The organism is Nostoc sp. (assembly GCF_036917415.1).
Taxonomy (GTDB): domain Bacteria; phylum Cyanobacteriota; class Cyanobacteriia; order Cyanobacteriales; family Nostocaceae; genus Nostoc.
On sequence record NZ_JBALDJ010000035.1, the window covers coordinates 21,567 to 47,112 of the forward strand.

General features: G+C 42.4%; 19 protein-coding genes. 15 read left to right on the plus strand and 4 right to left on the minus strand.

Annotation, left to right across the window (positions count from 1 at the left end; genetic code table 11):
* The first annotated feature begins 93 nt into the window (after positions 1–93).
* Positions 94–399, plus strand: a complete 306-nt coding sequence (locus tag V7K41_RS06445) for a hypothetical protein (RefSeq protein WP_334846554.1) — start codon at positions 94–96, stop codon at positions 397–399.
* Between the two features lie 1,168 nt (positions 400–1,567).
* The gene (locus V7K41_RS06450; protein WP_334846556.1) at positions 1,568–3,799 is read left to right on the plus strand and encodes an FdhF/YdeP family oxidoreductase; all 2,232 of its coding nucleotides are present in this window, start codon (positions 1,568–1,570) and stop codon (positions 3,797–3,799) included.
* A 525-nt stretch (positions 3,800–4,324) separates the two neighbouring features.
* Here the strand turns inward: V7K41_RS06450 and V7K41_RS06455 are convergent.
* Entirely contained in the window at positions 4,325–4,774 is a 450-nt protein-coding gene (locus tag V7K41_RS06455) for an orange carotenoid protein N-terminal domain-containing protein (protein WP_334846558.1), read from the minus strand.
* A gap of 361 nt (positions 4,775–5,135) precedes the next feature.
* Here V7K41_RS06455 and V7K41_RS06460 point away from each other — a divergent pair, with 361 nt between their 5' ends.
* The 3 genes from V7K41_RS06460 to V7K41_RS06470 are packed head-to-tail and all read left to right on the plus strand — an operon-like array spanning position 5,136 to position 6,803.
* Positions 5,136–5,855, plus strand: coding sequence for a Uma2 family endonuclease (locus V7K41_RS06460; protein WP_334846559.1), 720 nt, complete (start codon positions 5,136–5,138; stop codon positions 5,853–5,855).
* Positions 5,856–5,880: 25 nt separating this feature from the next.
* On the plus strand, positions 5,881–6,051 hold the full coding sequence (locus V7K41_RS06465; protein WP_334846561.1) for a hypothetical protein: 171 nt from the start codon (positions 5,881–5,883) through the stop codon (positions 6,049–6,051).
* Positions 6,052–6,110: 59 nt separating this feature from the next.
* Positions 6,111–6,803, plus strand: a complete 693-nt coding sequence (locus V7K41_RS06470; RefSeq protein WP_334846563.1) for a Uma2 family endonuclease — start codon at positions 6,111–6,113, stop codon at positions 6,801–6,803.
* Between the two features lie 192 nt (positions 6,804–6,995).
* Here V7K41_RS06470 and V7K41_RS06475 read toward each other — a convergent pair whose 3' ends face one another.
* Positions 6,996–8,177 (minus strand): serine hydrolase domain-containing protein, encoded by a 1,182-nt coding sequence (locus tag V7K41_RS06475; RefSeq protein WP_334846564.1) that lies wholly within the window; start codon positions 8,175–8,177, stop codon positions 6,996–6,998.
* A 143-nt stretch (positions 8,178–8,320) separates the two neighbouring features.
* On the opposite strand from V7K41_RS06475, the gene fdhD reads away from it, so the two are divergent.
* The 6 genes from fdhD to V7K41_RS06505 all read left to right on the plus strand — a co-directional run bounded on the left by fdhD (position 8,321) and on the right by V7K41_RS06505 (position 15,209).
* Positions 8,321–9,148 carry a formate dehydrogenase accessory sulfurtransferase FdhD gene (gene fdhD, locus V7K41_RS06480; RefSeq protein WP_334846566.1) on the plus strand — a complete coding sequence of 276 codons (828 nt, stop codon included), beginning with the start codon at positions 8,321–8,323 and terminating at the stop codon, positions 9,146–9,148.
* A gap of 367 nt (positions 9,149–9,515) precedes the next feature.
* Entirely contained in the window at positions 9,516–10,832 is a 1,317-nt protein-coding gene (locus V7K41_RS06485) for a hypothetical protein (RefSeq protein WP_334846568.1), read from the plus strand.
* Positions 10,833–10,957: 125 nt separating this feature from the next.
* The gene (locus V7K41_RS06490; protein ID WP_334846570.1) at positions 10,958–12,661 is read left to right on the plus strand and encodes an RluA family pseudouridine synthase; all 1,704 of its coding nucleotides are present in this window, start codon (positions 10,958–10,960) and stop codon (positions 12,659–12,661) included.
* Between the two features lie 854 nt (positions 12,662–13,515).
* Positions 13,516–13,665 (plus strand): RRXRR domain-containing protein, encoded by a 150-nt coding sequence (locus V7K41_RS06495; protein ID WP_334846572.1) that lies wholly within the window; start codon positions 13,516–13,518, stop codon positions 13,663–13,665.
* Positions 13,666–13,774: 109 nt separating this feature from the next.
* The gene (locus V7K41_RS06500; protein ID WP_334846596.1) at positions 13,775–14,464 is read left to right on the plus strand and encodes a cysteine dioxygenase family protein; all 690 of its coding nucleotides are present in this window, start codon (positions 13,775–13,777) and stop codon (positions 14,462–14,464) included.
* The gene (locus V7K41_RS06505; RefSeq protein WP_334846574.1) at positions 14,448–15,209 is read left to right on the plus strand and encodes a class II aldolase/adducin family protein; all 762 of its coding nucleotides are present in this window, start codon (positions 14,448–14,450) and stop codon (positions 15,207–15,209) included. The genes V7K41_RS06500 and V7K41_RS06505 overlap by 17 nt, the downstream gene beginning before the upstream one ends.
* A gap of 484 nt (positions 15,210–15,693) precedes the next feature.
* Here V7K41_RS06505 and V7K41_RS06510 read toward each other — a convergent pair whose 3' ends face one another.
* Positions 15,694–17,265 carry an adenosine deaminase gene (locus tag V7K41_RS06510; RefSeq protein WP_334846576.1) on the minus strand — a complete coding sequence of 524 codons (1,572 nt, stop codon included), beginning with the start codon at positions 17,263–17,265 and terminating at the stop codon, positions 15,694–15,696.
* A gap of 536 nt (positions 17,266–17,801) precedes the next feature.
* On the opposite strand from V7K41_RS06510, the gene V7K41_RS06515 reads away from it, so the two are divergent.
* The 3 genes from V7K41_RS06515 (at position 17,802) to V7K41_RS06525 (ending at position 21,116) form a co-directional block, all read left to right on the plus strand.
* Entirely contained in the window at positions 17,802–18,623 is an 822-nt protein-coding gene (locus V7K41_RS06515) for an NADPH-dependent oxidoreductase (RefSeq protein WP_334846578.1), read from the plus strand.
* 19 nt (positions 18,624–18,642) lie between these two features.
* A complete protein-coding gene (locus V7K41_RS06520) occupies positions 18,643–19,431 on the plus strand; it encodes an SDR family oxidoreductase (protein ID WP_334846579.1) in 789 nt (262 codons plus the stop codon).
* Positions 19,432–19,769: 338 nt separating this feature from the next.
* Positions 19,770–21,116 carry an NAD(P)/FAD-dependent oxidoreductase gene (locus V7K41_RS06525; protein ID WP_334846581.1) on the plus strand — a complete coding sequence of 449 codons (1,347 nt, stop codon included), beginning with the start codon at positions 19,770–19,772 and terminating at the stop codon, positions 21,114–21,116.
* Positions 21,117–21,271: 155 nt separating this feature from the next.
* On the opposite strand, the gene recJ is transcribed toward V7K41_RS06525, so the two are convergent.
* Complete coding sequence (gene recJ, locus V7K41_RS06530; RefSeq protein ID WP_334846583.1) at positions 21,272–23,674, minus strand: single-stranded-DNA-specific exonuclease RecJ; 2,403 nt, start codon at positions 23,672–23,674, stop codon at positions 21,272–21,274.
* A gap of 592 nt (positions 23,675–24,266) precedes the next feature.
* Between recJ and V7K41_RS06535 the strand changes: the two genes are divergently transcribed.
* Positions 24,267–25,541 (plus strand): DUF4331 domain-containing protein, encoded by a 1,275-nt coding sequence (locus tag V7K41_RS06535; protein ID WP_334846585.1) that lies wholly within the window; start codon positions 24,267–24,269, stop codon positions 25,539–25,541.
* The last annotated feature ends 5 nt before the right edge of the window (positions 25,542–25,546 follow it).

A 25,546-nucleotide genomic window follows, 5' to 3' on the forward strand; every position in this document is an offset into this window, starting at 1 on the left:
TCATAATTTATGGTATCAAGCAACTAAGTTGAGTTATGGAGATAAAAATATGATTTTTTCTACAACTGAAATTCAATTACATCCCAAAGACAAATGAAAAACGTAAGCAGATTTCAAAGACTAGTAGAACTTGCAAACGATCATGGAATTATTTGCCAGCCAACACCAGAAGAATGCTTGATTGCAACCTTGCCTGGAGACGATGATTTCTTATTAGCTTTTACTTGGTCTAGTACTATTGAGGGAGAGCCACCAGAGCATGAATTAATTGCAATTAGCGTACAAGATATAGTCAAAGAAGTTACCGTTGCAGCTTGGCAGATTCCTTTTTATTTATTCGGAAACGTTTTAAGACAAGCTCAGATGCTTGTCGCTGCCCACAAAGATTTTGTTAGCTAATCCCTCTTTAATCACTATCGGTAGAGAAAAATTTAAAACCCTTATTTCTCATGACTTTTATCAAAGAAGGCAGGAGGCAGAGGGCAGGAGGCAGGGGGAAAACTGCCCGACGCTCGCGGACTCGCTAACGCTGCGCTATCTACCTCCTGCCGCGACGCCTTGGGAGCAGGGGTTTAAGACCTCACCGTTTATACGGCGCAAACAAAAAGGGAGGGGTCTGAATCCTCTCCCAATTGTTCCTTCGCATAGCTGCCTCCTGCCTCCTGCCTCCTTCAACAATTTAGACGTAGGTTGGGTTGAGGAACAAAACCCAACACCCAAAGACCTTAGAAAAGTTGGGTTTCACTTTGTTCAACCCAACCTACATTTATTTTTCTTTCTCCAAGGTGATAGAAGAGGGCTAATACCAATTCTTTATGAAGACGCATAGAAAGAACCCCACCGCCTACGGCATCTCCCCGATGTCTTGGGGAGGTTGGGAGGGGTCAAAATAATGTGCAACTTCACAGAGAATTAGTATAAGAGATAAGCTATAGCTAAAAACTGCTATCCTTGTCCCCTGTGGCAGGGATTTTTATTTGAATTATTGCTTTAAAATTTAGAAACTATTCTCTGTTGACGGCTCATCAGTTATCACTATACTAAACGCTGTAAGTTAAAAAATTAAAGCTGTAGTATAGCTGTAGCCACATAGGTTAGGACAGTGTTGATTGCTCAAAGCTTTAAAGCAACTGGGTTTTTACTCAGCACTCAGCACTCAGCACTCAGCACTCAGCACTCAGCACTTTGCTATAACTACAGAAGAAGTTGTAGTTAATAACGTTCCTATTGTGACAAGTAAGGTTTAAGCTTTTATTATTACAAATTAAACCATATTTATCAATAAGCACAGTGCGATAAGTAAGGCTTAAGTTGTTGTTACTACAGCTTAAGCTGTTATTATCGATTCTCAAGCTGTGGTTAAGGGACTTCCAAGTGCTATAAGTAACGCTTAAGCTGTTATTATTACAGTTGAAGTTGTACTTATAAACGTTCAAATTGTCATTAAGAGACAAGAAGTTAATCTTCTCAGTCTTCATCTCCTTTCATAGATTTTTAACCGCCTGCTACTTAAATGCTACTTAAAACGCTAGCCTAAGAGAATCCAGCCACTTACATACATTGCATCATGTTACCTAAACCCAAAAAGCACTGGACACCTTCAAATTGGGCAACTTGGAAGCCTTTCGGGATTGGCGAACAGTACCCTAACAACTATTGGGAGGTATTTCGGGCAATTTGGCTGTCTCGTGACAAACTACCATACACGTGGAATATCTTAAATAAAGGTGTCTGCGATGGTTGTGCTCTCGGAACAACCGGGATGAAGGATTGGACTTTAGATGGTATTCATCTTTGCAATGTCCGGTTGCGGTTGTTGCGGATGAATACGATGCCAGCTTTTGACCCTGTGCTATTGGAGGATGTTTCGCAGTTGCAAAAGCAAAAAAGTGCCCAATTACGAGACTTGGGACGGCTTCCTTACCCAATGATTCGTCAACGCGGGGAAAAAGGCTTTCGCCGTGCGAGCTGGGATGAAGCTTTAGAAGTAATTAGCGATCGCATCCGCACTACTACACCAGACCGTCTCAGTTTCTATGTTACCAGTCGTGGTACTGTCAACGAAACTTATTATACCACCCAAAAAGCTGTACGAGCAATGGGAAGCAATAATATTGATAATGCTGCCCGCATTTGCCATTCTCCCAGTACAGCAGGATTGAAAGCTGCTTTGGGTGCTGGGGCTACCACCTGTTCTTATAAAGACTGGATTGGCACTGATTTATTAGTCTTCATTGGCTCCAATGTTGCCAATAATCAGCCTGTTACTGTTAAGTATCTCCATTATGCCAAGAAAGCTGGCACTAAGATTGTAGTTATTAATACTTACCGGGAGCCAGGAATGGAGCGCTACTGGGTGCCCTCAATTGTAGAAAGTGCTGTTTTCGGTACAAAGTTTGCCGAAGACTTCTTCTTAATTAATATGGGCGGGGATATAGCATTTTTAAATGGCACTATTAAACATATAATTGCTAACAATTGGGTAGACCAGTCATTTATAAATGAATACACAGTTGGCTTTGCTGAACTCAAAGCATCGTTAGAAAATCAATCTTGGGAAGAATTAGAACGGCTTTCTGGTACATCCCGCGAGTCAATGTACGCCTTTGCCAAAATGGTCAAAGAAGCTAATAAAGCCGTATTTGTTTGGAGTATGGGCATTACTCAGCATGAATGCGGCGAAGATAACGTGCGAAGTATCATTAATCTAGCTCTTACCAAAGGTTTTGTCGGTCGGGAAGGCTGCGGTTTAATGCCAATTCGCGGTCACTCTGGGGTGCAGGGTGGTGCAGAGATGGGATGTTACGCCACAGTATTTCCTGGTGGTAAACCCATCACTCCAGAAAATGCTGTCCAATTGAGTCAACATTGGGGCTTTGAAGTGCCGACAAGTAAAGGTTTAATTGCTCCAGAAATGATTCACGCTGCACATCAGGGGAATTTAGATGTGTTGTTTTCTGTGGGTGGGAATTTTTTAGAAGTGCTGCCAGAACCAGATTATGTAGAAGCAGCGCTGAAGCAAATACCTCTACGGGTACATATAGATATTGTTCTCTCCAGCCAAATGTTGGTGGAACCTGCTGATACTGTGGTGCTATTACCTGCGACAACTCGCTACGAAATCCCAGGAGGAGTTACAGAAACTAACACCGAACGCCGGGTAATTTTCAGTCCAGAAATTCCGGGGCCGCGGATTGGAGAAGCGCGTCCTGAGTGGGAAGTATTTTTAGAATTGGCAAGGCGGGTAAAACCAGATTTGGCAGATAAGCTGACTTTTGCTGACACAGCTGCTATCCGTCAAGAAATTGCTCAAGTCGTCCCGCAATATGCTGGTATTCAACACTTACAGCAAGCTGGCGATCAGTTTCAATATGGTGGCTCACATTTGTGCTTTGGTTGGAATTTCCCGACAGCCGATGGGAAGGCACACTTTGGGGTATTATTGCCACGCCAAAGAGAATTACCAGAAGGTTATTTTTTATTAGCAACGCGCCGAGGCAAACAATTTAATAGTATGGTGCAGGAACGCAAGGATGCAATTACTGGGGCGATGCGAGAGGCGGTGTTAATGAATGCTGCTGATGCTGCACAGTTAGGTTTAAAAGATTGCGATCGCGTCATTCTTAAGAATGATTTAGGCGAGTTATGCTGTCAAGTCTACATTGCGCCAATTCAGTCAGGAAACTTGCAAGTACATTGGCCAGAAGGGAATGTGCTACTAGATAAAAGTAAGCGATCGCTCGAAGGTGTACCCGATTATAATGCGATCGTGCGGTTGGAAAAAGAATGCGACAAATAATAGACCATTTGTAGAGACGCGATTCATCGCGTCTTTACTTTACCCAAGGATGTATTAGACATCTCCAGAAATGATGTATTGACCCTGACTGCACAAGGCTTTTATCTTCTTTTTCGGAGATGTCTATTGCAATCATTAATTGAATTGGTATAATCAAGCGGACATGATATAATATGATATTCGGTAAAAAACTTATCATTAAAAGCGCAGGGGGCAGGGGGCAGGGAGCAGGGGGAAAGAGGGTTTTAAGATTTTTGCATAGATGCCTGGAATAATAACTAATAGACATCTCCAGAAATGATGTATTGACCCTGACTGCACAAGGCTTTTATCTTCTTTTTCGGAGATGTCTAATCTAGCGGACATGATATAACTCGCATCAAGACTACCGCAAAGATGAGTATCTCTGCGGTAGTTCTAAGTTAACCACTATTAAAGTAGAGCAAAAACAACCAGGTCTAGCTTAACTAGCATATTTTGAGTTATCCCCAATTCTAGAAAGCTATTGAAAGTTATTGGACTTGACTAACCCATTGCTTGCACCACAGTCAGCATGAAATTAATCCGCTGCTCAAATTCTAGATTTTTGATCGATGCAACAAATTCATCCGTTTCACCAGGTAGTTGATAGTCAGACGGAACTTGAATAATGCTTCCATCCTCCATACCTTCTGCCAGCAGCAGCCAAACGTCTAATCTGGCATTGGCACTTAGAGCATTATAGGCTTGGCTGATCTCGTTAGCTGCACCATTAATAATGTCGCGTTGCCCTTGTAGTTGCTGTTCAGGAGACAACTCCAGGAATTTGTCAAACACTGCTTTAGCAGGGACTTCTATCCTTTCAGGAGGTGCAGGCTGTAGCTGCTCTTTAAGATCCAAATAACCGAACCAAAGTAAGCCTAGCTGAGTGTCTACATCAAAGCGTTTAAAATTTTCTAAAGCCGGTTTTGTTGCTTCATCAACTGTGTAAGTCATAAAAAACTCCAACTAAGTTAAGGGTATTCTGATTTCCTCAGTTACTTACTGAGCAAATTTGCTTTCAGTGCTTCATACAACTTAACGAACAAATACAGATAGATAACCCTACTTAGGGTAGGTATAGAACTTATTACATAAGACAGATATAGATAACTGAAATTGCTAGTTACAAAAATGTCTGCTTCGATGTATGAAAAGCAAAGATAAATGTTAAAACTTAAAGTAGCGTCTGTGACAGTAAGCGATCGCTTGAAAAGGTTCCTGATTATAATGCAATAGTACGCTTAGAAAAGCAAACCTAATATTAACGCTTTCCGATTGCGACGTTCAAATTAACATCACTCCAAAACTTGCAGCCATGTCTGTCGCCAAAGATTTTGAAACCCCAGAAGATGTTATATTTCCACCAGGGGATTTAGAAAGTAACGAACCACCATTGGAAACATACTTACATTTGCAGCAAATGCTGCTATTAATAAAATGTCTTGATTGGTGGTGGCGAGATCGCAATCGCTTTAATGACTACTTTGCTGCGGGGAATCTTAGCATTCATTACAGTCCACGCCAGCGTAAATCCGAAGACTTTCGGGGGCCAGATTTCTTTGTCGTTTTAAATACTGAACGCAAACCCCGTGATAGTTGGGTTGTTTGGGAAGAAGATGGCAAATATCCGAATTTGATTATAGAACTGCTTTCAAAGTCAACCGCAGCGACCGACAAGGGCTTAAAAAAACAAATTTATCAAGATATCTTTCGCACTCCTGAATATTTCTGGTTTGACCCCAAGAATCTAGAATTTGCTGGGTTTATTTTGGTGGGTGGTACGTATCAACCTATAGAACCCAACCCACAAGGATTGTTGTGGAGTCAGCAGCTAAGTTTGTACTTGGGCGTTCATGAAAATCAATTACGCTATTTCAATGCGGAAGGACAGTTAATGCCCACACCTGAAGAAATTGCCCAGTGGGAAGCGGAACACGCCCAACAAGAAAGACAACGTGCTGAACAAGAAAAGCAACGTGCTGAACGCCTAGCAGCAAAACTGCGAGAATTGGGTGTTGACCCAGATACGATTTAAAGTATGTAGACTTGCTTTAAAAATTATGGAAGCTCAAGCAAAGGAAATCAAGAATTACTTAACATATAACGGTATAAATCCTTTATTTGAGTGGTTTGACTCTTTGCGAGATATGAAATCTCCTTTAGCCGATCGCTTGAAGGAGTTCGTGATTATAATGCGATCGTGCGTCTGGAAAAACAAACCTAGATGTTAAAACTCAAACTACTGCTACGGTAAGTTTTTATCACCCATATCACCCTAAAACTTTCAGCCATGTCCGCCACCAAAGATTTTGAATTCCCAAATGATGTAATATTTCCTCTAGGGGATTTATATAGTGACGAACCACCTTTGGAAAGTGAATTACATCTACGCCAAATAATTCTGCTATTACAATCTTTGGAATTGTGGTGGCGAAATCGCAATGACTTTTACGCTGCGGGTAATCTAACAATTTACTACAGTCAACGCCAGCGGCGGTCAGAAGAATTCCGGGGTCCCGATTTTTTTGTAGTGCTGGGATGTGAACGCAAAGTTCGTAAAAGTTGGGTTGTTTGGGAAGAAGACGGGAAATATCCTAACATAATTGTAGAGTTCCTCTCGGATTCTACAGCGGCAACTGACAAGGGTTTGAAAAAACAAATTTTTCAAGATATCTTTCGCACACCAGAATATTTTTGGTTCGATCCCAATAATTTAGAATTTGCTGGCTTTATCTTGATTGGCGGGACTTATGAACCGATAGAACCTAATCCTCAAGGATGGCTGTGGAGTCAGCAATTAAATTTGTACTTGGGTGTTTATGAACATAAATTGCGCTATTTCACTGCGGAAGGAAATCTAATTCCCACACCTGAAGAAGCCGCTGAACAAGAACGACAACGCGCTGAACAAGAACGACAACGCGCTGAACGCCTAGCAGCCAAATTGCGAGAACTGAACATTGACCCAGAAAATTTATCGTAAATTAAAGGGTTTAAGACCCCTCTCTTGCAAAGTCAGAGCCACTCCGCCTCCGATCAGTTTCAGTTAGGGTTTAAATAAGAGTCTGAAAATGTCTTTAATGTGTGAATTTTGTTAGCGCAGCGTTAGCGAGTCCGCGAGCGTCATTTTAAATTATTAAAATGCCAGCCCTACAAGCATAATTACAAATTAGGATCATTTATTCTCGACAACTTCCAGACCTGTCCTAGCTACTGATTTAATATCAACATTCTGATTGTTTAGCAGCACTACTATAATGGTTTTTTCATTGGGTAAATATGCAAGCAATGTTGCGAAGCCATAAGCTATACCACTATGCCCAATTGCTTTTGCCAAAGGAGATGAAAACCTTTCTACACCCAACCCATAGCTATAGTCTGCGCTATTATCTTTAAATTTCAGCATTTCTTTCATCATTTTTGAGGAAAGTAAGGTTTTTTTGACAAATAACGCTTTGGCGAACTTGGCTAAATCCTCTGCTGTTGAAACCAATCCACCATCTCCCAAACCATTACCATCATTGACTTCGGCGTAGCTATCTAGCTTACCATCCTTATTGCGATCGCCATAACCTGTAGCGACTTCTCCAATTGTTGGTTCGCGCAATTCCGTAAAGGTATGTTTTAATCCTAATGGTTTTAAAATCTGACTGCGGATTGCTTGGGCGAGAGTTCCCCTAGTGATATTTTCAACAATCAGTTCCAAAAGAATGTAGTTGCAATCAGTATAAATAAATTTTTCTCCAGGATTTGCCTGCGGTTCTTCTTGATACATATACCGAATAGCTTCTCTGGCTGTCCAAGGCTGTGAGCGACTTCTTTTCGCCGTAGCTTGAATAAACTCTTTTGTTTCTAGGTATTCAGCGACACCACTAGTGTGGTTAAGCAGTTGACGAACTGTAATTTTATCGCTGTTGACAATATGAGGAGTGATGTCTCTTGGTAAGTAGGTTGCGATCGCTCGGTCTAATTCTATCTTCCCTTGTTCCACTAATTTCAGCACAACCACCGCCATAAAAGTTTTACTCATACTGGCAATAGAAAAGCCATCTGTGGGTTTAATCCGGGTTTTAGTTGACAAGTTCCTAACACCAGATGCTCCCAGCCAAGAACCTTTAGGTGTAGTAATATACATTACTGCACCAGGTATTTTCTGTTCTACAATTATCTCATTTAAAAGTTTCTGTAGTTGAGAACTTTTTCCTACGGTAGACGTAGATATGACTTGTTTAGCAAGAGATTTTTCAATTACTCTCCGACTAATGTTATTAGCCACTAAATATCCTGTAAAACCAAGGAAAATTACAAAGACTATTGCAAATAAAATTTTACTGAAAGCCAAAAATCTTAGGTTCATTTTAATTCCTAAACAGAAACATAGCCGATCTAGCTCAACTGCACAAAGTAATTGGTAAGCATCAACCTGACATCTGACATATAAATAGCATTACTTTGTTTCCAGATTAGTATCAAAATTTCAATTCACCAACTTTTACAAATATGAGAATGCCAACTAAAAGCAAAACCAAAGCCACTGTTTGGGTAGTGGAAAAAGGTCAAGTACGGCCTCGTTTAGATCATCTCACTACTGAGGAACCTTTGGAAATTCGTCTTGTTCCTTTCCAGAAGACGGTAGCTGTAACAATGCGGACACCAGGGGCAGATTTTGAACTAGCAGCTGGTTTCCTTTACAGTGAAGGAGTCGTTAGCCGCAGAGAAGATATCCGACGTATCAGCTACTGCGTAGATGGTGAGCAGCGCCATAATATTGTAAATGTGGAACTGCGGGATGGGTTGATTCCAGATTTACAGCCTTTGGAGCGCCATTTCTACACAAGTAGCGCCTGTGGGGTGTGTGGTAAAGCTAGCCTTGAGGCTTTGCGTCTGCGGGGATGTCCAGTAATTTCTTCTGGACCAACGATAACACCTGAGATCGTATACAGCCTACCAGACAAACTCCGGGCTGCTCAAGGTATTTTCACTGCAACAGGGGGTTTGCACGCTGCGGCTATCTTTGATGCTCAAGGACAACTGTTAAACCTGTGGGAGGATGTTGGGCGACACAATGCTTTGGATAAATTGATTGGTACAGCTTTGCTCAGTGATGAATTACCTTTAAATAATTGTATTGTCCTAGTTAGCGGACGCTCTAGTTTTGAGATTTTGCAAAAGTCTACAACTGCTGGAGTTCCCATTGTCTGTTCTGTTTCAGCTCCCAGTAGTTTGGCGGTTTCTGTCGCCAAGGAATTCGGGATTACCTTAATTGGATTCCTGCGCGGAGAACGGTTCAATATTTACACTGGTTTGCAAAGAATAAACGCTGCTTAAGAACACTTTCGTAGGTGTGTTACCGCGAAGCGTAACGCACCGCAAGTATTGGGATGGTGCGTTAGCCAAGGGCATAACGCACCCTACGTAACTGTTTCAATCACCAATTGATGCCCTTTGTGAAGAGGCGCGTATTTACCTAGTGTGAGTCCGCATTTCCCAGTCATAATTTTGACTTTCCATAGATACCTATTGTTGCTCCATGACTGCCGCTTTACAATTAGCCAAAAGGAGAAAGCCTGCTGTTGGCATTGCCCCTTCGCTCTTTTGCGGAGGTATTGTTTATCGCCCTAAAAAAGTTTTTTAATATTCCGAATGGCTCAAGTAGGAGTAAACTACGACATAGTTTACTTGGTAATACTGAGCAATGTATAGAAAGACTAAAAGATTTACTGCTATTTTTCTATTGGTGTTTTTTCTGGTTGTTTCTATCAACTTTTCTGCGATCGCTCAAGATAGTTCAGGTATCCCTTCTGTGAATTTTGCATCGTCTCGCGCTTGTTATGTTCCTGCAAATCTCACAACTGAACGAGTCATTGCTGATAACGATCGCAGCCAAGTTGTTAAGATGGGCGATCGCATCAGGGTAAAAGTTAAAGGATTGTCAGCAGCAGCCACAAGTGCAACGCCTAAAGGCAATTCATTCGATCCTCGCCAATTAGTGTTATATCTGAATGGCTATCAGCTAGAGAATGTCCACGGAGAACCAGTCAGCGTCATTGAGGAGGGTGAAGATCAAAAGAAAACTCTTAATAATGATTGGTTAGCCTTTCAGCTTGAACGTACTGATGTATCTGAAACTGCATGGAATTCGCTGCTTGGTGGCAGGCCCAAATATAGTATTGATACGATAGTTGGGGTAGGCTGTCCCGGCAAAGTTGCGATTTTGGTGAGCGATCCTTTGTCACCTCCTCAATTAAAAATAGTTCTGTTATCATGGCGATTTTGGCTGTGTCTGCTTCTAGTTATAGCTATTATCTTGATATTTATCAGATATGGTCGAGACAGTCTACGTAGCCCTGGAATAGAAGGAATGTACTCTAAAAAAGAAGTAATCAATGGTCAAGAAAGGTCGATTACAAAAGAGTTTATACCTAAAAAGGAAGCTCGTTCAGGAATTGCTAAGTTTTTTATTGGTTCAGATGAAGAGTATAGAAATCCCTTCAGCTTATCGATATCTCAACTTGCTTTCTGGACATTTCTAATTTTTTCTGCTTACTTGATTATCTACGGCATAACAGGAGATTACACCAATATTTTAACTGGACAAACACTAGTTTTATTAGGAATTAACTCTGTAACTGCATTCGGTACTTCGTTAATTGATGGGCAGGGGAATGAGAAAAATAGAAAAGGTAGTCAAAGCGTTTCTCAAGGTTTTTTTAACGATATCTTATCGGATATTAATGGAGTCAACTTTCATCGATTCCAAACATTTATTTGGACAGTTGCCATCGGACTGTTTTTTGTTTGGGAGGTGATTAAAAATCTAGCTATGCCAGAATTTGATGACACACTTCTGACGCTACAAGGAATCAGTGCTGCAACATATCTTGGATTGAGAGGGCAAGAGCAGCATGGTATGACAAAAGATCCAGAACCTGCATCTGGAGAAGCTAACTTATCTCAACAATTGCCTACACCAGAAGACGATCGCACTCCAACTAATACTTTGTCAAGCTAGTTTTGAAGGTTTGTGGTTAGGACTTTAGTGCTTAAAAATAAGGACTAAAGTTCTTACTACGAACTTGTTAATATGGGCAATAATTTAAAATATTAAGATTAGCTAGATTTGCAATCATACTTTGTATGGTAGTTCTGCACGCACTTTCAGATTTCATCGACTGCGATTTTGCGATCGGCGACTCATCTTGTAGCTATTGGTACGAAGGTTGTTGTCCGCAAAATGGCGTAGGCGTAGCCCGTCGTAGACATCGCCTAAAATTACCCCGCACTTCAATGTCTGAAGCGATCGCCCACGGACTAATGCAATATCTTGCCAACAATGACTGTTATTCTCGTGAAGGGAAGATGTATGGAATACTATTGGTTGAACTGCCTAATGGCGAACACCGCGTACTAAAAGCCTTTTCCGGTCTTTTGAATGGTTGCAGTGTGGTTGAGGGCTGGGTGCCGCCAATTCCCGGACGAGATGAGGTTGCTTTCGAGGAAGCCCGCACTTTGGCACAGTTGGATGCGATTAAGCAAGAAATTATTACTTTGAAGCAACTGACCGAACGCCAGCAGTATGAAATCCTGTTTAATGACTTTGAGCAGCAGTTACAAGCAATGAGCGATCGCCATCGCTATTACAAACATCAACGACAGGAAAAACGTCAGCAAATCTGCAATACACTCACTCCCGAAGCACTCACGATTGCCCTTGAACAACTCGACGAAGAGAGTCGTCAGCAGGGAATTGAGCGACGACAACTTAAACGCCAGCAAAATGCCGTATTACAGCCCCTCCAGCAGGTAATTACAGCGACGGATGCGCGAATTAGCGAACTGAAACAACAGCGTAAAGCACTTTCTTGTCAAATGCAAGCTCAGATGCACGCTAGCTACAGCCTGACTAATTTTTCCGGGCGATCGCAATCATTGCAAGAATTGATGCCAGGAGGTTCGCCCACTGGCACAGGAGACTGTTGTGCCCCAAAGCTGCTTCATTATGCGGCAACACATAATCTCAAACCCCTAGCAATGGCAGAATTTTGGTGGGGTAGGTCTTCCGCAAATCAGGATAAAATTCCGGGAGAGTTTTATGGAGCGTGTGCCGAGCGATGTCAGCCATTGATGGGGTTTTTGCTCTCAGGGTTAATACCTATTTCAATCTCTAATACGAATTATCACACAACTAGCCTACTTTTCCCTACCAACGCAGAAATCCCGATTATTTATGAAGACGAATGGCTGATTGCTGTAAACAAACCTGCTGGATTACTTTCAGTACCCGGTCGTTATCGCGATCGCCAAGATAGTGTCTTGAGTCGCTTACGTCATTTGTTATCTGATGGCATGGCACTTATATCTGTGCATCGCCTAGATCGAGAAACTTCCGGGATTTTGTTATTGGCACGCGATCGTCAAACCCATCGGGAACTCAGCCAGCAGTTTCAGCAACGCCAGGTTTACAAAGTTTATGAAGCCATACTTTCCGGTGCTGTGACAGTTGAGCAAGGTAAAATTGAACTGCCACTGTGGGGAGATCCCGAAAATCGCCCCGATCAAAAAGTTGATTGGCAGTATGGTAAACCTAGCTTGACACACTTCCAGGTTATAGCGAGAGAAGGAGACTATACCCGCGTAGAATTTACGCCACTAACAGGACGCACTCATCAGTTGAGGGTTCATGCAGCTGATGCGCGAGGACTTGGGATAACTATTTTAGGCGATCGCCTTTATGGATGCCGTGCAGTTACCAGTCGTTTACATCTGCACGCCAGAGAACTTCGCTTCGAGCATCCGCAGTTAGAAAAAACCTTGCATTTACAAGCAATTACGCCCTTTTGACAATTGTTTGTGAATTTTACTACAGGGACGTTCTTAAGAACGTCCCTTCTTTTGATGCAGGTATGCGATCGGGGTCATCATGTCATATTCACATTGCTCCCACCGATAACTATGACAATCGACTTGCTTTTTAAATTTGGATGTGATAATTTCTGCTTGTAGAAATTCAACGTTTATTCGACCGATTTACCGTATTTAAGGGAGCTAACATCACAGTTAAGAAACTTCCCAATAAAAATATTCAACTACAAATGATTGTGAGACACCCCACAAAATTGGATGATTTTAGGACTTACGCAAAAAACCTCTCTAACTCTTATTCCTCTGTGTTCTCTGCGTTCTCTGTGGTTTGATTTTCCGTGACCTGTGCGTAAGTCCTGGATTTATTCTTTGGAAATTTCTAAATAGCAGTAAAGACGAGAGTGCTGGAGTTGGTATCTAGACTCTCATTCTTATCTTTTCTTTAATAAGACTATTTGCCCCAGGGCTAAGTAGGGGCAGAGGGGCAGGCTTGCCTTCAGGAGTGCTGAGTGCCTCGGCTTAGAGTAACCCCATAGATAAATCTAGGGGATTGATCTTGGACGTATTAAATATGCGCTACGCTCCTAGCGAAATAAATATTTATTTCTTTTTCCTGGCTTAAAAGCCGTGGCTTCAGACATAAAGTGCTGAGTGCAATTATTACTTTTTTACTCAGCACTCGTTACTCAGCACTCAGCACTGTTTCTGTGAGTGTAGCCGAACGCAAGCAGGAGGCAGAGGAGAATGATTTTTTTGTTCCCTAGCTGAGTCAGGGAATTCTCCCAATCCCCACTACCCAATCTGACGATCGCAAATCTAAAATTCAAAATTACATGACTAAAGTATTCATTCTCGATGCCAACAAACAACCGTTATATCCAGTACGTATCAGCCATGCTAGGCTGCTATTGTCACAAGATAAAGCTACTGTATTCCAGCAATATCCTTTTACTATCATTCTGAAGGAGTCCCTTTCCATCTAAAATTTGAGCAACTTGGCTTTAAAATTCATCCTGGTATTAAAATAAATCGTAATTGAATTCTTAATTACGAATTAGTTTATCTTAGTCGCCTCCTAAACAGAGGAATATGATGACGAACCACACTATTTTAGAACCGTTACCAGAAGACCAATGGTTTATTGAGAGCCAGGAACTACGATCCTTTGTAGCAACAGTGCAAGAAATTAGCGCTAGCACTGTTGACGATCGCACACAAACTCTCGCTAGACTAAAACCCTATTTTCAAGAACTCCTTGCCCAACAGCAATGGCTACCACAAAAGTTTGCCCAAGTCAATCCTGAAAGCCCGATGGGTGGTGGTATTGGTCAATGGCTGCTTTATCGTGCCAAAGACCGTTCCCTGTCAGTATTTAGTTTGGTGATTCCCCCAGGTTCCACAACTCCCGTCCACGACCATTTAGCCTGGGGATTGATTGGTTTATACAAAGGTAATCAAGAAGAAACACTCTATCGCCGTGTAGATAGCGGTGATGCCGAAGGACACGCACAATTACAAGTAACTGAAGTGCGTAGGCTTAGCCCGCCGCAGGCATCGCTTCAACCAGGGGATATCTACTGCCTCTTACCCCCAGATGGTGATATCCACGCCGTCAAAACCACATCCCAGAGTGCATCTGTATCCATCCATATCCTGGGTAATGATACTGGTTGTATTTTGCGCCACCAGTTCATCCCAGAATCTCACAGCGTCAAATCTTTTCGCTCTGGATATTCCAACGCTCCCTGTAAAGAAGAAAAAAAATATGTCCAGTTACATTAGACCACAGCCCCCTGTATTCGAGCGAGTTGAAGACGAACGCCTCCACCGCAAGCAACGTCTCGCCGCCGCCTTTCGCCTGTTTGGTAAGTTTGGGTTCAGCGAGGGAATCGCAGGCCATATTACGGCTCGCGATCCTGAGTTTACAGACCATTTCTGGGTCAATCCATTCGGGGCATACTTTGGTCATATCCGAGTTTCTGACCTGGTTTTAGTTAACACAGAAGGTGAGGTCGTTAAAGGCGATGCTGAGATAAATCAAGCTGCTTTCGCCATCCATTCTCAGATTCATGAAGCTAGACCTGATGTCATCGCCGCAGCTCACGCCCATTCACTGTATGGTAAAGCCTGGTCTAGTTTAGGTCGTCTCCTTGACCCCTTGACTCAAGATTCCTGTGCTTTTTACGAAGACCATGCGCTATTTGACGATTTTACAGGTGTGGTTTTAGAAACCTCTGAAGGTCTGCGACTGGCGCAAGCCTTGGGGTCAAATAAAGCCGTAATTCTGCGTAACCACAGCATTTTAACTGTGGGACATACGGTAGATGAAGCTGCTTTTTGGTACATTAGCTTAGAGCGATCGTGCCAAGCCCAACTACTAGCTGAAGCTGCGGGTAGACCGACTACGATCAAACACGAAACAGCCCGTTTAACACAAACTCAAGTGGGGTCACATCTAAGTGGGTGGTTCAGTTTCCAGCCCCTTTACGACCGGATTGTGCGTGAAGAACCTGATTTTTTAAATTAGTGCTGTGTTTTTTGGCACTGGGATAATAGGCGGGAAAGTATCAAGTTAACCCACTTCCCGCTATTTTTATGTCAATTGAACCTGAATTTATTTATAAGTAGGTCAGTGCAATTAAAGCTAACTGGCAAGGGCTGTCATTTGTCCTTTGTCATTAGTCATTGGTAAGGGTTTTAAGCTTATTTACGTTTCCTAACATAATTTGGTTTATTCACACCGATTTACTTATGGTGTTTCCCGATATAGTGAGATACACCCGTAGGGGCACGGCTGTAGAACGACGAATTATTTGACCAGAACGGCAGATTGTTTGTCATCAATCTAAATCCTTCTAGATTGACTGTTTCAGTAATTTCTATAACTTCATGTCAGAAATTCTAAAAATTAGATGCCTTTCCAGTAAAGCTTACAGGTATGAAAAACTTGATTTCTAAGAAAGTCGCTGCGGTCAAATAATTCATCGCTCTACATTTTTCTTAAAAGTCAATCAAAGCCAGTTCCGCAATGACTCAAACCGAGCAAATTCCGACTCTAGCTGCCATTGAATCCGCGCGTGCTGGCTCTTGTGCAAAAAAGCACTGCACCCTTGAGAAACAGAAGTCTCACCAGGGGTATCGCTTGCACAAGTTGAAACCATTGCCTTAAACTCAGGCGACTTCCAGAGACTATTTCCCGGAGCGAAACTATATTCTAAGCTATTGCGAGCCAGTCGCTTGAGGTCTTTATATCCCAGCCCATATCTCGTTGCCGCTAACAGATACTCATGACTCAAATCGATGCGGGAAATGCCTTCATCATCGGAAGCAAGGGTCATTGGTACTCCAGCCTTCCAATACTCCCTAAAAGGATGCTGATTTCCCTGGACATTCAAAATGACCTCATTACTGGTCAGGCAGATTTCGACCAACACGCCGCGTCGCCGCATTTGCTCCATCAACTCGAAGGGACGCTCCTCAAAAAGAATATCCACGCCATGTCCGATGCGAGATGCCTGTGCCACTTCAACAGCTTGCCGAATATGGAAACGTAAATCCTCGGTCGGAACTAACCCCAGAGTTAACTCTCCGGCATGGAGCGCAACCTTGACATCGGGAAATTGGCGTTTGAAAAATTGCAGCATTTGCATTTGCAGGGTGTAGTCGCGCAGTGCAATCGGGTTATCTTCTGGGGCGACGAGATTGATGCCAACCACCCGCTCTTCCGATGAAGCTAGTGCAAAGGCATAAGCTAACTGAGCAAACACTTCGACAGGCGACTTTGTTCTTGTCGTTTGCTGCAAATAGCGCACTGTCACTGCACATCCGGGCTGTGCTAATGGAGTGCCGCAACCGAGTGTTTTCGAGACTTCGCGCTCCAACTGTGCTAATTGCTGACTGCCGAGTGTCACTAGCTCGGTTAATCCTCGTTTAAGCAATTGACGGTGCATCTCTTGCAAATCTTTATTCCAACCGACTTCACGCCCTAGCTGTCGAACCTCACTGCCCTGAACGGTAAGCATTAACTCTAGATAGCTAATATGCTGCGAAGCTGCCCGATTTGCTACTTCCGCGACCATATCATCCCGACGACTCATAGAGTCTGATATTGCCCCAAAACCAGTAAAGGCATCAAAAAATTGGTCGTGGCCGGATTTTCCAGCAAATTGGAGGTTGCGAGTAGACCAACGATTTATCAGGGAATCATAAACAGATGTTCGGTTCAACAATTCTGAGGCTGGAAAATAGCTACTGTCCTGACTGCAAGCTTTAGGTTCAACTAAAGCCCCCGCTTTTGAATCCACACAATACCCATCGGTGGCAGCCCACTCCAGATAGTGTTCTGCATATACAGCCCCGCTGAGATGACTGTGGATATCTCCGCCCTTCGGCATTCGCTGTACAAATGCTCGTAAAGCGGCTGGTTGAGCGCGATGGGCTTCAAACCAACTAGCAGCTTGAGCTTCACTCCGAGTCGAGGACTGTTGCGAAGTAGATGAGACTTGAGCTGCTACACTGAAGATGAAACAGCTAGAACTCGTTAATACTCCTAAAAACAAAGATAAGCGCGCTCGTCTATACATATAGATGTATTTTTTTTGTCAGATGAAGATATACAAAACCTTACTACTCCAAAGAGAAAGGTCATTTAATTTTTACAGCAATTTAAGGTTATTGAACTTTGGACAAAAAGGGAAGTTTGCGGATAATTTACGCGAACCAAAACTTAGGCTTCATAAATTCCCCCAGTTATTTTTCAAACTGAATGAAACGGAGTTAAACGCCTTAAGCCTAAGAAAATTTACGCTGCGTTTTGTTTATTAAGTGTTGATTTTGACAACAGGATGCTTAGTGGGACTTAGACAAAAAGTAGCTAGAAAAAAGCCTCAAATGTATATACAGAGAAACTTTGACATCGATTTGCCTAGTTTTTTGATATATCTGGGTTTCAAGCATTTTTGAGCCTCTGGTGTATTTTCCTTGCCTTGTATGGGTTTGAGGCTTGTTTCTACCCAAAAAATGTTTAAGTCCCGGTAGATAGAGATATATGCACCTACAGATGAAATTGGTATTAGTAGCAAAACTGACAATTTTTGAAATGTAAATCTTAAAATTGATTATGACTAATCCTACAGAATTACTACGATCGCGCTACGGTGAAATTCCCTTCAACCCCGAAATTGAATGGAATGATTCTTTAACAGCACTATTATCTCACCGTTCAATTCGGTCTTATCTATCCGATCCTTTACCACCAGGAACTCTGGAATTGCTAATTGCAGCCGCCCAATCTGCATCTACTTCCTCTAATTTGCAAACCTGGAGTGTGGTAGCAGTCGAAGATCGACAGCGCAAAGATGAGTTATCCAAGCTAGCGGGAAACCAAGCACATATTAAGCAAGTGCCTTTATTTTTAGTTTGGTTAGCAGATTTGGCGCGTCTAAGTCACGTTGCTGACAGTCGCGGCATATCTCATGATGCACTGGAATATTTGGAGATGTTTGTGATGGCAACAATCGATGCAACGTTGGCGGCACAAAACGCCGCAGTTGCAGCTGAGTCACTTGGTTTAGGAACAGTATATATTGGCGGAATTCGCAACCACCCACAAGAGGTAGCACAGATATTGAATTTGCCCTCCTCTGTGTATGCTGTATTTGGATTGTGTGTGGGTTATCCGAATCCTGAAGTAGAAGCGGCGATTAAGCCAAGGTTGCCCCAGTCAGCGATACTGCATCGTGAAACTTATAAATTGGCAGAGCAAGAAGAAGCGATCGCTCATTACAACGACATCATCAAAGAATTCTATACTGAACAAAAGATGAATGTTCCTGGTGATTGGTCAGAACACTCAGCCCAACGGATTGCAACTGTAGAGTCATTGAGAGGACGCGATCGCTTGCGTGAAGCTCTCAATAACCTTGGCTTCAAATTGCTGTAAATTAAGAATAATCAAGATTATGGATTTGCAACTCCGTGGCAAAATCGCCTTAGTGACAGCTGCTAGTAAAGGTTTGGGCAAAGCTACAGCGAGGCAATTTGCTCGTGAGGGTGCAAAAGTTGCCATCTGCGCCCGCAGTAAGTTAATTGACAAAACCGCTGCGGAAATTGCAGGCGAAACAGGTACAGAAGTGCTATCTCTGCGTGCGGATGTTACTAATAAAGAAGATATCGAACGGGTAATTAACGCCACAGTCGAAAAATTCGGCGGGTTGGATGTTCTCGTTACTAACGCCAAAGGCCCACCTGCTGGTACTTTTGACGATATCGATTTGGCAACTTGGGAAACTTCGATCGACTTGACTTTGCTGAGTGCGGTACGTCTAATAAAGTACACCTTACCTCACTTACGCCAATCTATCGCACCAGCAATTCTGACCATCACCTCAACCTCAACTAAACAACCAGTTCAAAATCTGGTTTTATCTAATTCCATTCGATTAGCAGTGATTGGTTTAACGAAAACTCTCAGCCAAGAACTGGGTAGCGATAAAATTCGCGTCAACAGCATTCTACCAGGCTGGACATATACAGAACGGGTAGAAGAATTGATCGATGCCCGCATTACTAAAAGTGGTGAAACCAAAGAAGCAGAAATTGCTAGAATCAATGGGACTATTCCTTTGGGTCGTATGGGGACACCAGAAGAGTTTGCCAATGTTGCAGTATTTCTGAGTTCACCAGCAGCCTCATTTGTGAATGGAGTCATGCTGCAAGTAGATGGCGGAATTATTCAAAGCACATTTTGAGCGGCTTGATTAATAAAAAATAATGAGGGGCAATCAATATTGTGATTCGTTATATCATGTCCGCAGGGGTGTAGAGGAGAGGGGCTTTTGGGCTTTCTACACAAATTCAGGAATTATACCAATCCGCAATTCGCTTGTTCTTAATTCGCAATTGAGAAATTTAGATGCAGCAAGGCAATCCTTGCTTACATCTGTTGCCTTATTTTAGAGAATTGGTATAACTTTGACTACTTTCATCATTTTTTCAATTGTTCTAAATAAACAGCAACCAGTATCATAATGCTGTTACATATTTGTTAAGAATAGTTACACGTTCTTAACACAAGGAAATTTTTATTATGGTAGTCTCACTTGAAAAAAATGCACCACATCGGGTTGTAGTTGTTGGTGGTGGCTTTGGTGGACTGTATACAGCAAAAGCTTTGAAGACAGCAAATGTAAATGTTACTCTCATTGATAAACGTAACTTTCACCTATTTCAGCCGCTTTTATATCAAGTTGCCACAGGTACGCTATCACCTGCTGATATTTCTGCACCATTGCGATCTGTATTCAGCAAAAGCAAGAATACAAAAGTGCTGTTGGGAGAGGTAAATGATATCGATCCAAAAGCACAAGAAGTTATTCTGGGTGATGAAGTAGTACCTTATGATACATTGATTGTCGCCACAGGTGTTAACCATTCCTATTTTGGTAAGGATAACTGGAAAGAATTTGCTCCTGGCTTGAAAACTGTTGAAGATGCCATAGAAATGCGTCGTCAGATATTTTCGGCATTTGAAGCGGCAGAAAAAGAAACCAATCCAGAAATTCGCCGTGCTTTGTTGACTTTTGTGATTGTGGGGGGTGGCCCCACCGGTGTAGAATTATCGGGAGCGATCGCGGAATTGGCATACCAAACTCTCACAGAAGATTTCCGCAGCATCAACACTTCAGAAGCGAGAATTTTACTATTGCAAGGGGCCGATCGCATCCTCCCACACATTGCGCCAGAATTATCGAAAGTAGGAGCAGAATCTTTGCAAAAGTTGGGTGTGGCTGTCTACACTAACACCAGAGTCACAAATATTGAAAATAACACCGTTACTTTCAAGCAAGGCGATGAATTGACAGAAATTACCGCAAAAACTATATTGTGGGCAGCAGGTGTTCAAGGTTCGCCTATGGGGAAAGCCCTAGCAAAAAGCACAGGTGTAGAGTGCGATCGCGACGGACGGGTGATTGTAGAACCAGACTTGTCTATCAAGGGTTATAAAAACATTTTTGTAGTGGGAGATTTAGGCAACTTTTCCCATCAAAATGGTAAGCCCTTACCTGGTGTTGCACCTGTAGCCAAACAACAAGGAGAGTATGTAGCTAAACTCATTAAACGCAGGCTTCAAGGTGAGACTTTGCCACAATTTCGTTACAATGACGTGGGCACTTTGGCGATGATTGGGCAAAATTTAGCTGTTGTAGATTTAGGCTTAATCAAACTCAAAGGTTTCATTGCTTGGGCCTTTTGGCTAGTAATTCACATCTACTTCTTAATCGAGTTTGACACTAAAGTAGTAGTAGCAATTCAGTGGGGATGGAATTATATCACTCGTAATCGTCGCTCTAGATTGATTACAGGTCGAGAAAGTTTTGTAGAAGCAAAAACTATTAACAATAGGGTGCAACAACCTTCTGGGACACCTCTTTAACTTCAGGGATCGCACCCGATAGGACTCACAAGCTAGGTAATTTCTATACTTGTAAACTGCTGTAATTTAGTGCGATCGCGATCGCACTATACAAGAAGGGACTTGGTTGAAAATCCCTATTTTGTTCATATAGCGAACGCTATAAACCCTTTAAATTATTTACTGTCGTAGCTAGCGATCGCCACAATCGTAGATAAAGGCACTTCCGCAAAATACTGTTGCTGAAATTGTTCTTCGCGGACAGCAGCTAAAAATCTTGCAACTGCTTCATCAGCAAGGTTTTCGGCACTATCGCTTGGATGCCAGGTAATTTGTAAAGAACGGTCTTGTCGTTGAACTGTGAACCCTAAGTATTTTAAAGCTTTGATTCCCACAATTAAGGTTTGGTCACTGATGCCGATTTTCTCTAAAAGTTGTCCGCGGGTAACTAGTTGATTTGTGCGACTGAGATATTTGGCAATTCCGACAAGAGTCAGCCAAATTTGATTGGGTGGTTGGTGGTTGGGTTTAGACCAAGCGATCGCTAATTGTTGCTGATTCTCAAGCCCAGACGTAGAGCGGCTTATCGCCAAACATCGCCGCAACCATATACGTAAATCATCCCAATTTGTGGGACAATCTTCAATAATCAGTGCTGAATGCTGAGTGCTAAGTGCTGAGTGTTCCTGATTCCGTAAGTCTAGGATGAAGGGTGTTAGCGATAGCGGGGCGTTGAGCCACTGCTGAGTGTTGAGTGCTGAGTTAGCAGAAGAGCGCACGGCAATTAATCTGATTTCATAACGTTTTTTGAAGGTGTTGTAGTCTAGTTCTGCTATGCAATCACACCTTCCTATAGGCAATTCATCTTTATAGTGTCCCCACCATAAGCCAGGAAAAGCACTTCTGGTAGAATCATCCCGAATATCAAACTCAGCTTTAATGTACTGTACCTTTTTCCCTTGCCAATCCTGCTGATTGCGATGCCAAGAATTTTCAAACCAGCAGTTTTGAATTAGCAATTTCGGAACAGGATTACCCATTCCACAAGGTTCTAGCAGTTTCAGTTCCAAAAATAACTCTTTCCCCAAGTCTGCAACTGTTACCGTCAAGTCTGCTTGCACGGTTGGCGTTAGAGTTGTACTACCTAAAGATTGCCGCAACTGCTGATTAATCGCCGCTGTAAATAAAGGAATGTTCTCCACCAACAAACTCAAACCTGCTGCAAAGGGATGTCCGCCAAAGCGATGTAACAAATGTGCTTGGTCTTTTACCAGTTGGTATAAATCGACAGAATTCACCGAACGGGCGGAACCCCTTGCTAAGGGAGTAGGGGCGGAATCTTCTTCCCCACTCCCTACTCCCGATTCCCCACTCCCTTCTGTACTTAACAAAATAGTCGGGCGACCTGTTTCTTGTGCTACTTGTCCAGCAACTAAGCCCAAGACACCCGCAGGCCATTGGGCATCTTCTAGAACGATGACGCTGGTGGTTGATAAGTCTAATTGAGTAAGTTTTTGTGCTACTTGCGCTTGCACATCTTTTTGTAAAGATTTGCGGCGGGTGTTTGCAAGTTCTGTAACTTCGGCTAGTTCGTTACAACGTTTGGCATCCCGACTAGTTAATAATTCAACGCAAAAACTAGCATCGCCTTGGATGCGACTAACGGCGTTAATTCTTGGCCCCAAACCAAAGGAGATATCTGTGGGGCGATCGCCACTTTTTTGGCACAATTCTAATAATCGCCCTACCCCCGGACGCCGACGCGCTGCTGCTGGCTGTTGAAAATCTGCTTGCAGTCGTTGAATTCCCATCTGTGCTAAATAGCGACAATCTCCACTTAACTGCACTAAGTCGGCAATTAAGCCTACTGCTACTAAATCTAATAAATCCTCTAACGGATTTTTTGCAATATTAGGCAGACTTTGATATAATGCTTCCACTAACTTATAAGCTACCGCCACCCCAGACAGATTGAACAGATGATGTTCTCTGGGCAAATAACGAGGATTAATAATTGCTGCGACGGGTGGACGTTCGGCAGGTAAGGTGTGATGGTCTGTAACGATTACATCTATACCTAGTTGTTTAGCATAGATAATTTCTTCAATGTTTGTGCTACCCGTATCGCAAGTAACTATTAATTTGCAACCTTGTTTTGCTAAGTTATCAATGCCTTGATTATTAAGTCCGTGGGATTCTTTCAGGCGATTGGGAATGTAGTAAATTAACTGGGTATTTTGAGTGAAAAACTGCCCCAATCCATCCCAAAGTACCGATGTAGCGGTAATCCCATCGGCATCGAAATCTCCCCAAATGGCAATTTTTTCTTTAGTATTATATGCTTGTCGCAAGCGTGCGATCGCCAGATGCATTTCTTGCCCAAATTCAAAGGGACTTGCTGGTTGATAAGCTTTATGATTGATAAAAGCTGTTAATTGTTGACAATCTTTAATACCCCGTTGCCACAACAACTGCGCTGCATATAGTCCACTTGATGCAGGTGTATACTGTTTTACTGCTTGGATAAACCACTCTGGTGGTTGCTCAGTTGCTGTTATAGTCCACTGTTGTTCTGGCATATAAATAAAGTTAGAAGTTAGGAGTGAAAAGTCTTAAAATACAAGGCTGGGTTAAAACATTGAAGATGGCTAATACAGAATTAAGAATATCTCCAGAAAGTCAAGTAACTAAAATCATCCGACTTAAATCTCATCGTACTATAGGATTCCTTCTTTTTTATTCCCTATTTCCTTCACAAATAGATTCACCGAATCAAATCGAATTACAATACCTGTAAAGATTCAGCAGACGGCGGAATAATTTCAAGACCATATTTTGAAGCAGCAGTCAAAAATTTTTCCATGTCTACGGGATTAACACTAGGTAATTGACATAGATATTAATCAATGCCCTCAGAGATTTTATAAGGGCTTTATTGATGTAAATCAGCACAAGTAATCAAAAAGTCAGAATGGAATTTTTATTCCTTAGCAGAAAATCAATATAGACAAGAGTGAGCAAAAAATGAGCAAGTTTTGGTCTGGAAAGTGAGTAGTAAGAGCAAATAAGCTGTGAAGCGCTTCGGTAATATCCGCAGTCTTTTTTGAAATCCAAATCAACTTCCTATTTCCACACCAACAGTAGAGGCTAAACACCTCAAAAAGGGCAACTATGAGAATAAATGCTCGGAGTATCACCTCTTTTATAGCAACTGAAGGCAGGTTACTCATAGATAAAGCAGTCCAAAATATGGTATTTCTTTCCATCAAGCGATCGCTATATTGGACTAAAGCTACTCGTTTTTTTCGTCCCCTAGTGGCATTTGTCGCTATTTTGCTGGTAGTCCTAACCTATGCAACCCCTAAAGCTTTGGCTTCAGACCACCAAGATACAACTTTTCTAGCCACTAAGCTTACTGCTGCGGATCTCACAGATTTGTTTGTGTTTGAGAGTCCAAAAGACCCCAAAAATGTTGTCTTAGTCATGGATTTCGACCCTCTGATTGTTTCTGGTGAAAAAAGACCATTCGATCCAAATGTTCTTTATCAATTCAAGATTGATAACACTGGCGACAGTATCGAAGATGTCGTACTTCAGTTCAACATAAATGGCAAAGGCTCACAGCAAACTGTCACAGTCCGCGGCCCATGTCGTCCAACCACAGTAGGAACAGAGTCAGCTTTGCTTCCAGTCAGTTGGACAGGGCAACTCAACCAAACATTTGCCGCATATAACGGTATGAAGTTCTTTGTTGGCACACGCAAAGACCCGTTCTTTTTCGATTTGGAACAGTTCTTTAAAATCATCCCGGATCGGAACTATAGCCTTCAGCCTAATCCCAGTCCTCCCTTCACAGTTCTTACCTTTAGACCACCTGGACAAGCACAAGACACCCTAGCCCCATTTAATGTCCACTCAATTATTGTCGAGCTACCCAGGAAACTGCTTGGTAAAGGCAAGATTGGTGCTTGGATGACAACTAGTGTTAAAACTCCTAGACTCAGAAACGGGCATTTTGCTCAGATTGAGCGGTTAGCAGTTCCAGCCCTGAATGAACTTTTTATGGACTTTAAAGCTCATAATAATAGTAATCTTCAGACACCAACCAAAGACGCTAGCAATCAATCGCAATTCATTCAAGCCTTTGTGAAAGCAGTTGGCAGACCTAAAGGCATAGCCGATGCAGTGATCTCAGTGGCGATTCCTGATGTGATTCAAGCTGACCTTTCTAAACCTAGTGGTAGTTATTTTGGTACTCAGTTAGGCAAAAATTTTGGTGGTAGAAGACCAAAAGATGACGTAATCGATGTAACAGCATCTGTTGTCTTTGGTGATGCAGTTACAGGCATTTCTACAGGTAAAATTCCGGGACTAACTAGCGATAATGTTGGGCCTAATAATGCCAACTTTCTTCCTACCTTCCCTTATTTAGGCAATCCTTTGTAAGGTTT

Coding starts and splice junctions, on each gene's coding strand:
- V7K41_RS06525 (WP_334846581.1), top strand. CDS start 19,770: ATGGTAGTCTCACTTGAAAAAAATGCACCACATCGGGTTGTAGTTGTT.
- fdhD (WP_334846566.1), top strand. CDS start 8,321: ATGAGAATGCCAACTAAAAGCAAAACCAAAGCCACTGTTTGGGTAGTG.
- V7K41_RS06515 (WP_334846578.1), top strand. CDS start 17,802: ATGACTAATCCTACAGAATTACTACGATCGCGCTACGGTGAAATTCCC.
- V7K41_RS06450 (WP_334846556.1), top strand. CDS start 1,568: ATGTTACCTAAACCCAAAAAGCACTGGACACCTTCAAATTGGGCAACT.
- V7K41_RS06535 (WP_334846585.1), top strand. CDS start 24,267: ATGAGAATAAATGCTCGGAGTATCACCTCTTTTATAGCAACTGAAGGC.
- recJ (WP_334846583.1), bottom strand. CDS start 23,674: ATGCCAGAACAACAGTGGACTATAACAGCAACTGAGCAACCACCAGAG.
- V7K41_RS06465 (WP_334846561.1), top strand. CDS start 5,881: ATGGAAGCTCAAGCAAAGGAAATCAAGAATTACTTAACATATAACGGT.
- V7K41_RS06460 (WP_334846559.1), top strand. CDS start 5,136: ATGTCTGTCGCCAAAGATTTTGAAACCCCAGAAGATGTTATATTTCCA.
- V7K41_RS06520 (WP_334846579.1), top strand. CDS start 18,643: ATGGATTTGCAACTCCGTGGCAAAATCGCCTTAGTGACAGCTGCTAGT.
- V7K41_RS06485 (WP_334846568.1), top strand. CDS start 9,516: ATGTATAGAAAGACTAAAAGATTTACTGCTATTTTTCTATTGGTGTTT.
- V7K41_RS06505 (WP_334846574.1), top strand. CDS start 14,448: ATGTCCAGTTACATTAGACCACAGCCCCCTGTATTCGAGCGAGTTGAA.
- V7K41_RS06475 (WP_334846564.1), bottom strand. CDS start 8,177: ATGAACCTAAGATTTTTGGCTTTCAGTAAAATTTTATTTGCAATAGTC.
- V7K41_RS06510 (WP_334846576.1), bottom strand. CDS start 17,265: ATGTATAGACGAGCGCGCTTATCTTTGTTTTTAGGAGTATTAACGAGT.
- V7K41_RS06495 (WP_334846572.1), top strand. CDS start 13,516: ATGACTAAAGTATTCATTCTCGATGCCAACAAACAACCGTTATATCCA.
- V7K41_RS06445 (WP_334846554.1), top strand. CDS start 94: ATGAAAAACGTAAGCAGATTTCAAAGACTAGTAGAACTTGCAAACGAT.
- V7K41_RS06490 (WP_334846570.1), top strand. CDS start 10,958: ATGGTAGTTCTGCACGCACTTTCAGATTTCATCGACTGCGATTTTGCG.
- V7K41_RS06470 (WP_334846563.1), top strand. CDS start 6,111: ATGTCCGCCACCAAAGATTTTGAATTCCCAAATGATGTAATATTTCCT.
- V7K41_RS06455 (WP_334846558.1), bottom strand. CDS start 4,774: ATGACTTACACAGTTGATGAAGCAACAAAACCGGCTTTAGAAAATTTT.
- V7K41_RS06500 (WP_334846596.1), top strand. CDS start 13,775: ATGACGAACCACACTATTTTAGAACCGTTACCAGAAGACCAATGGTTT.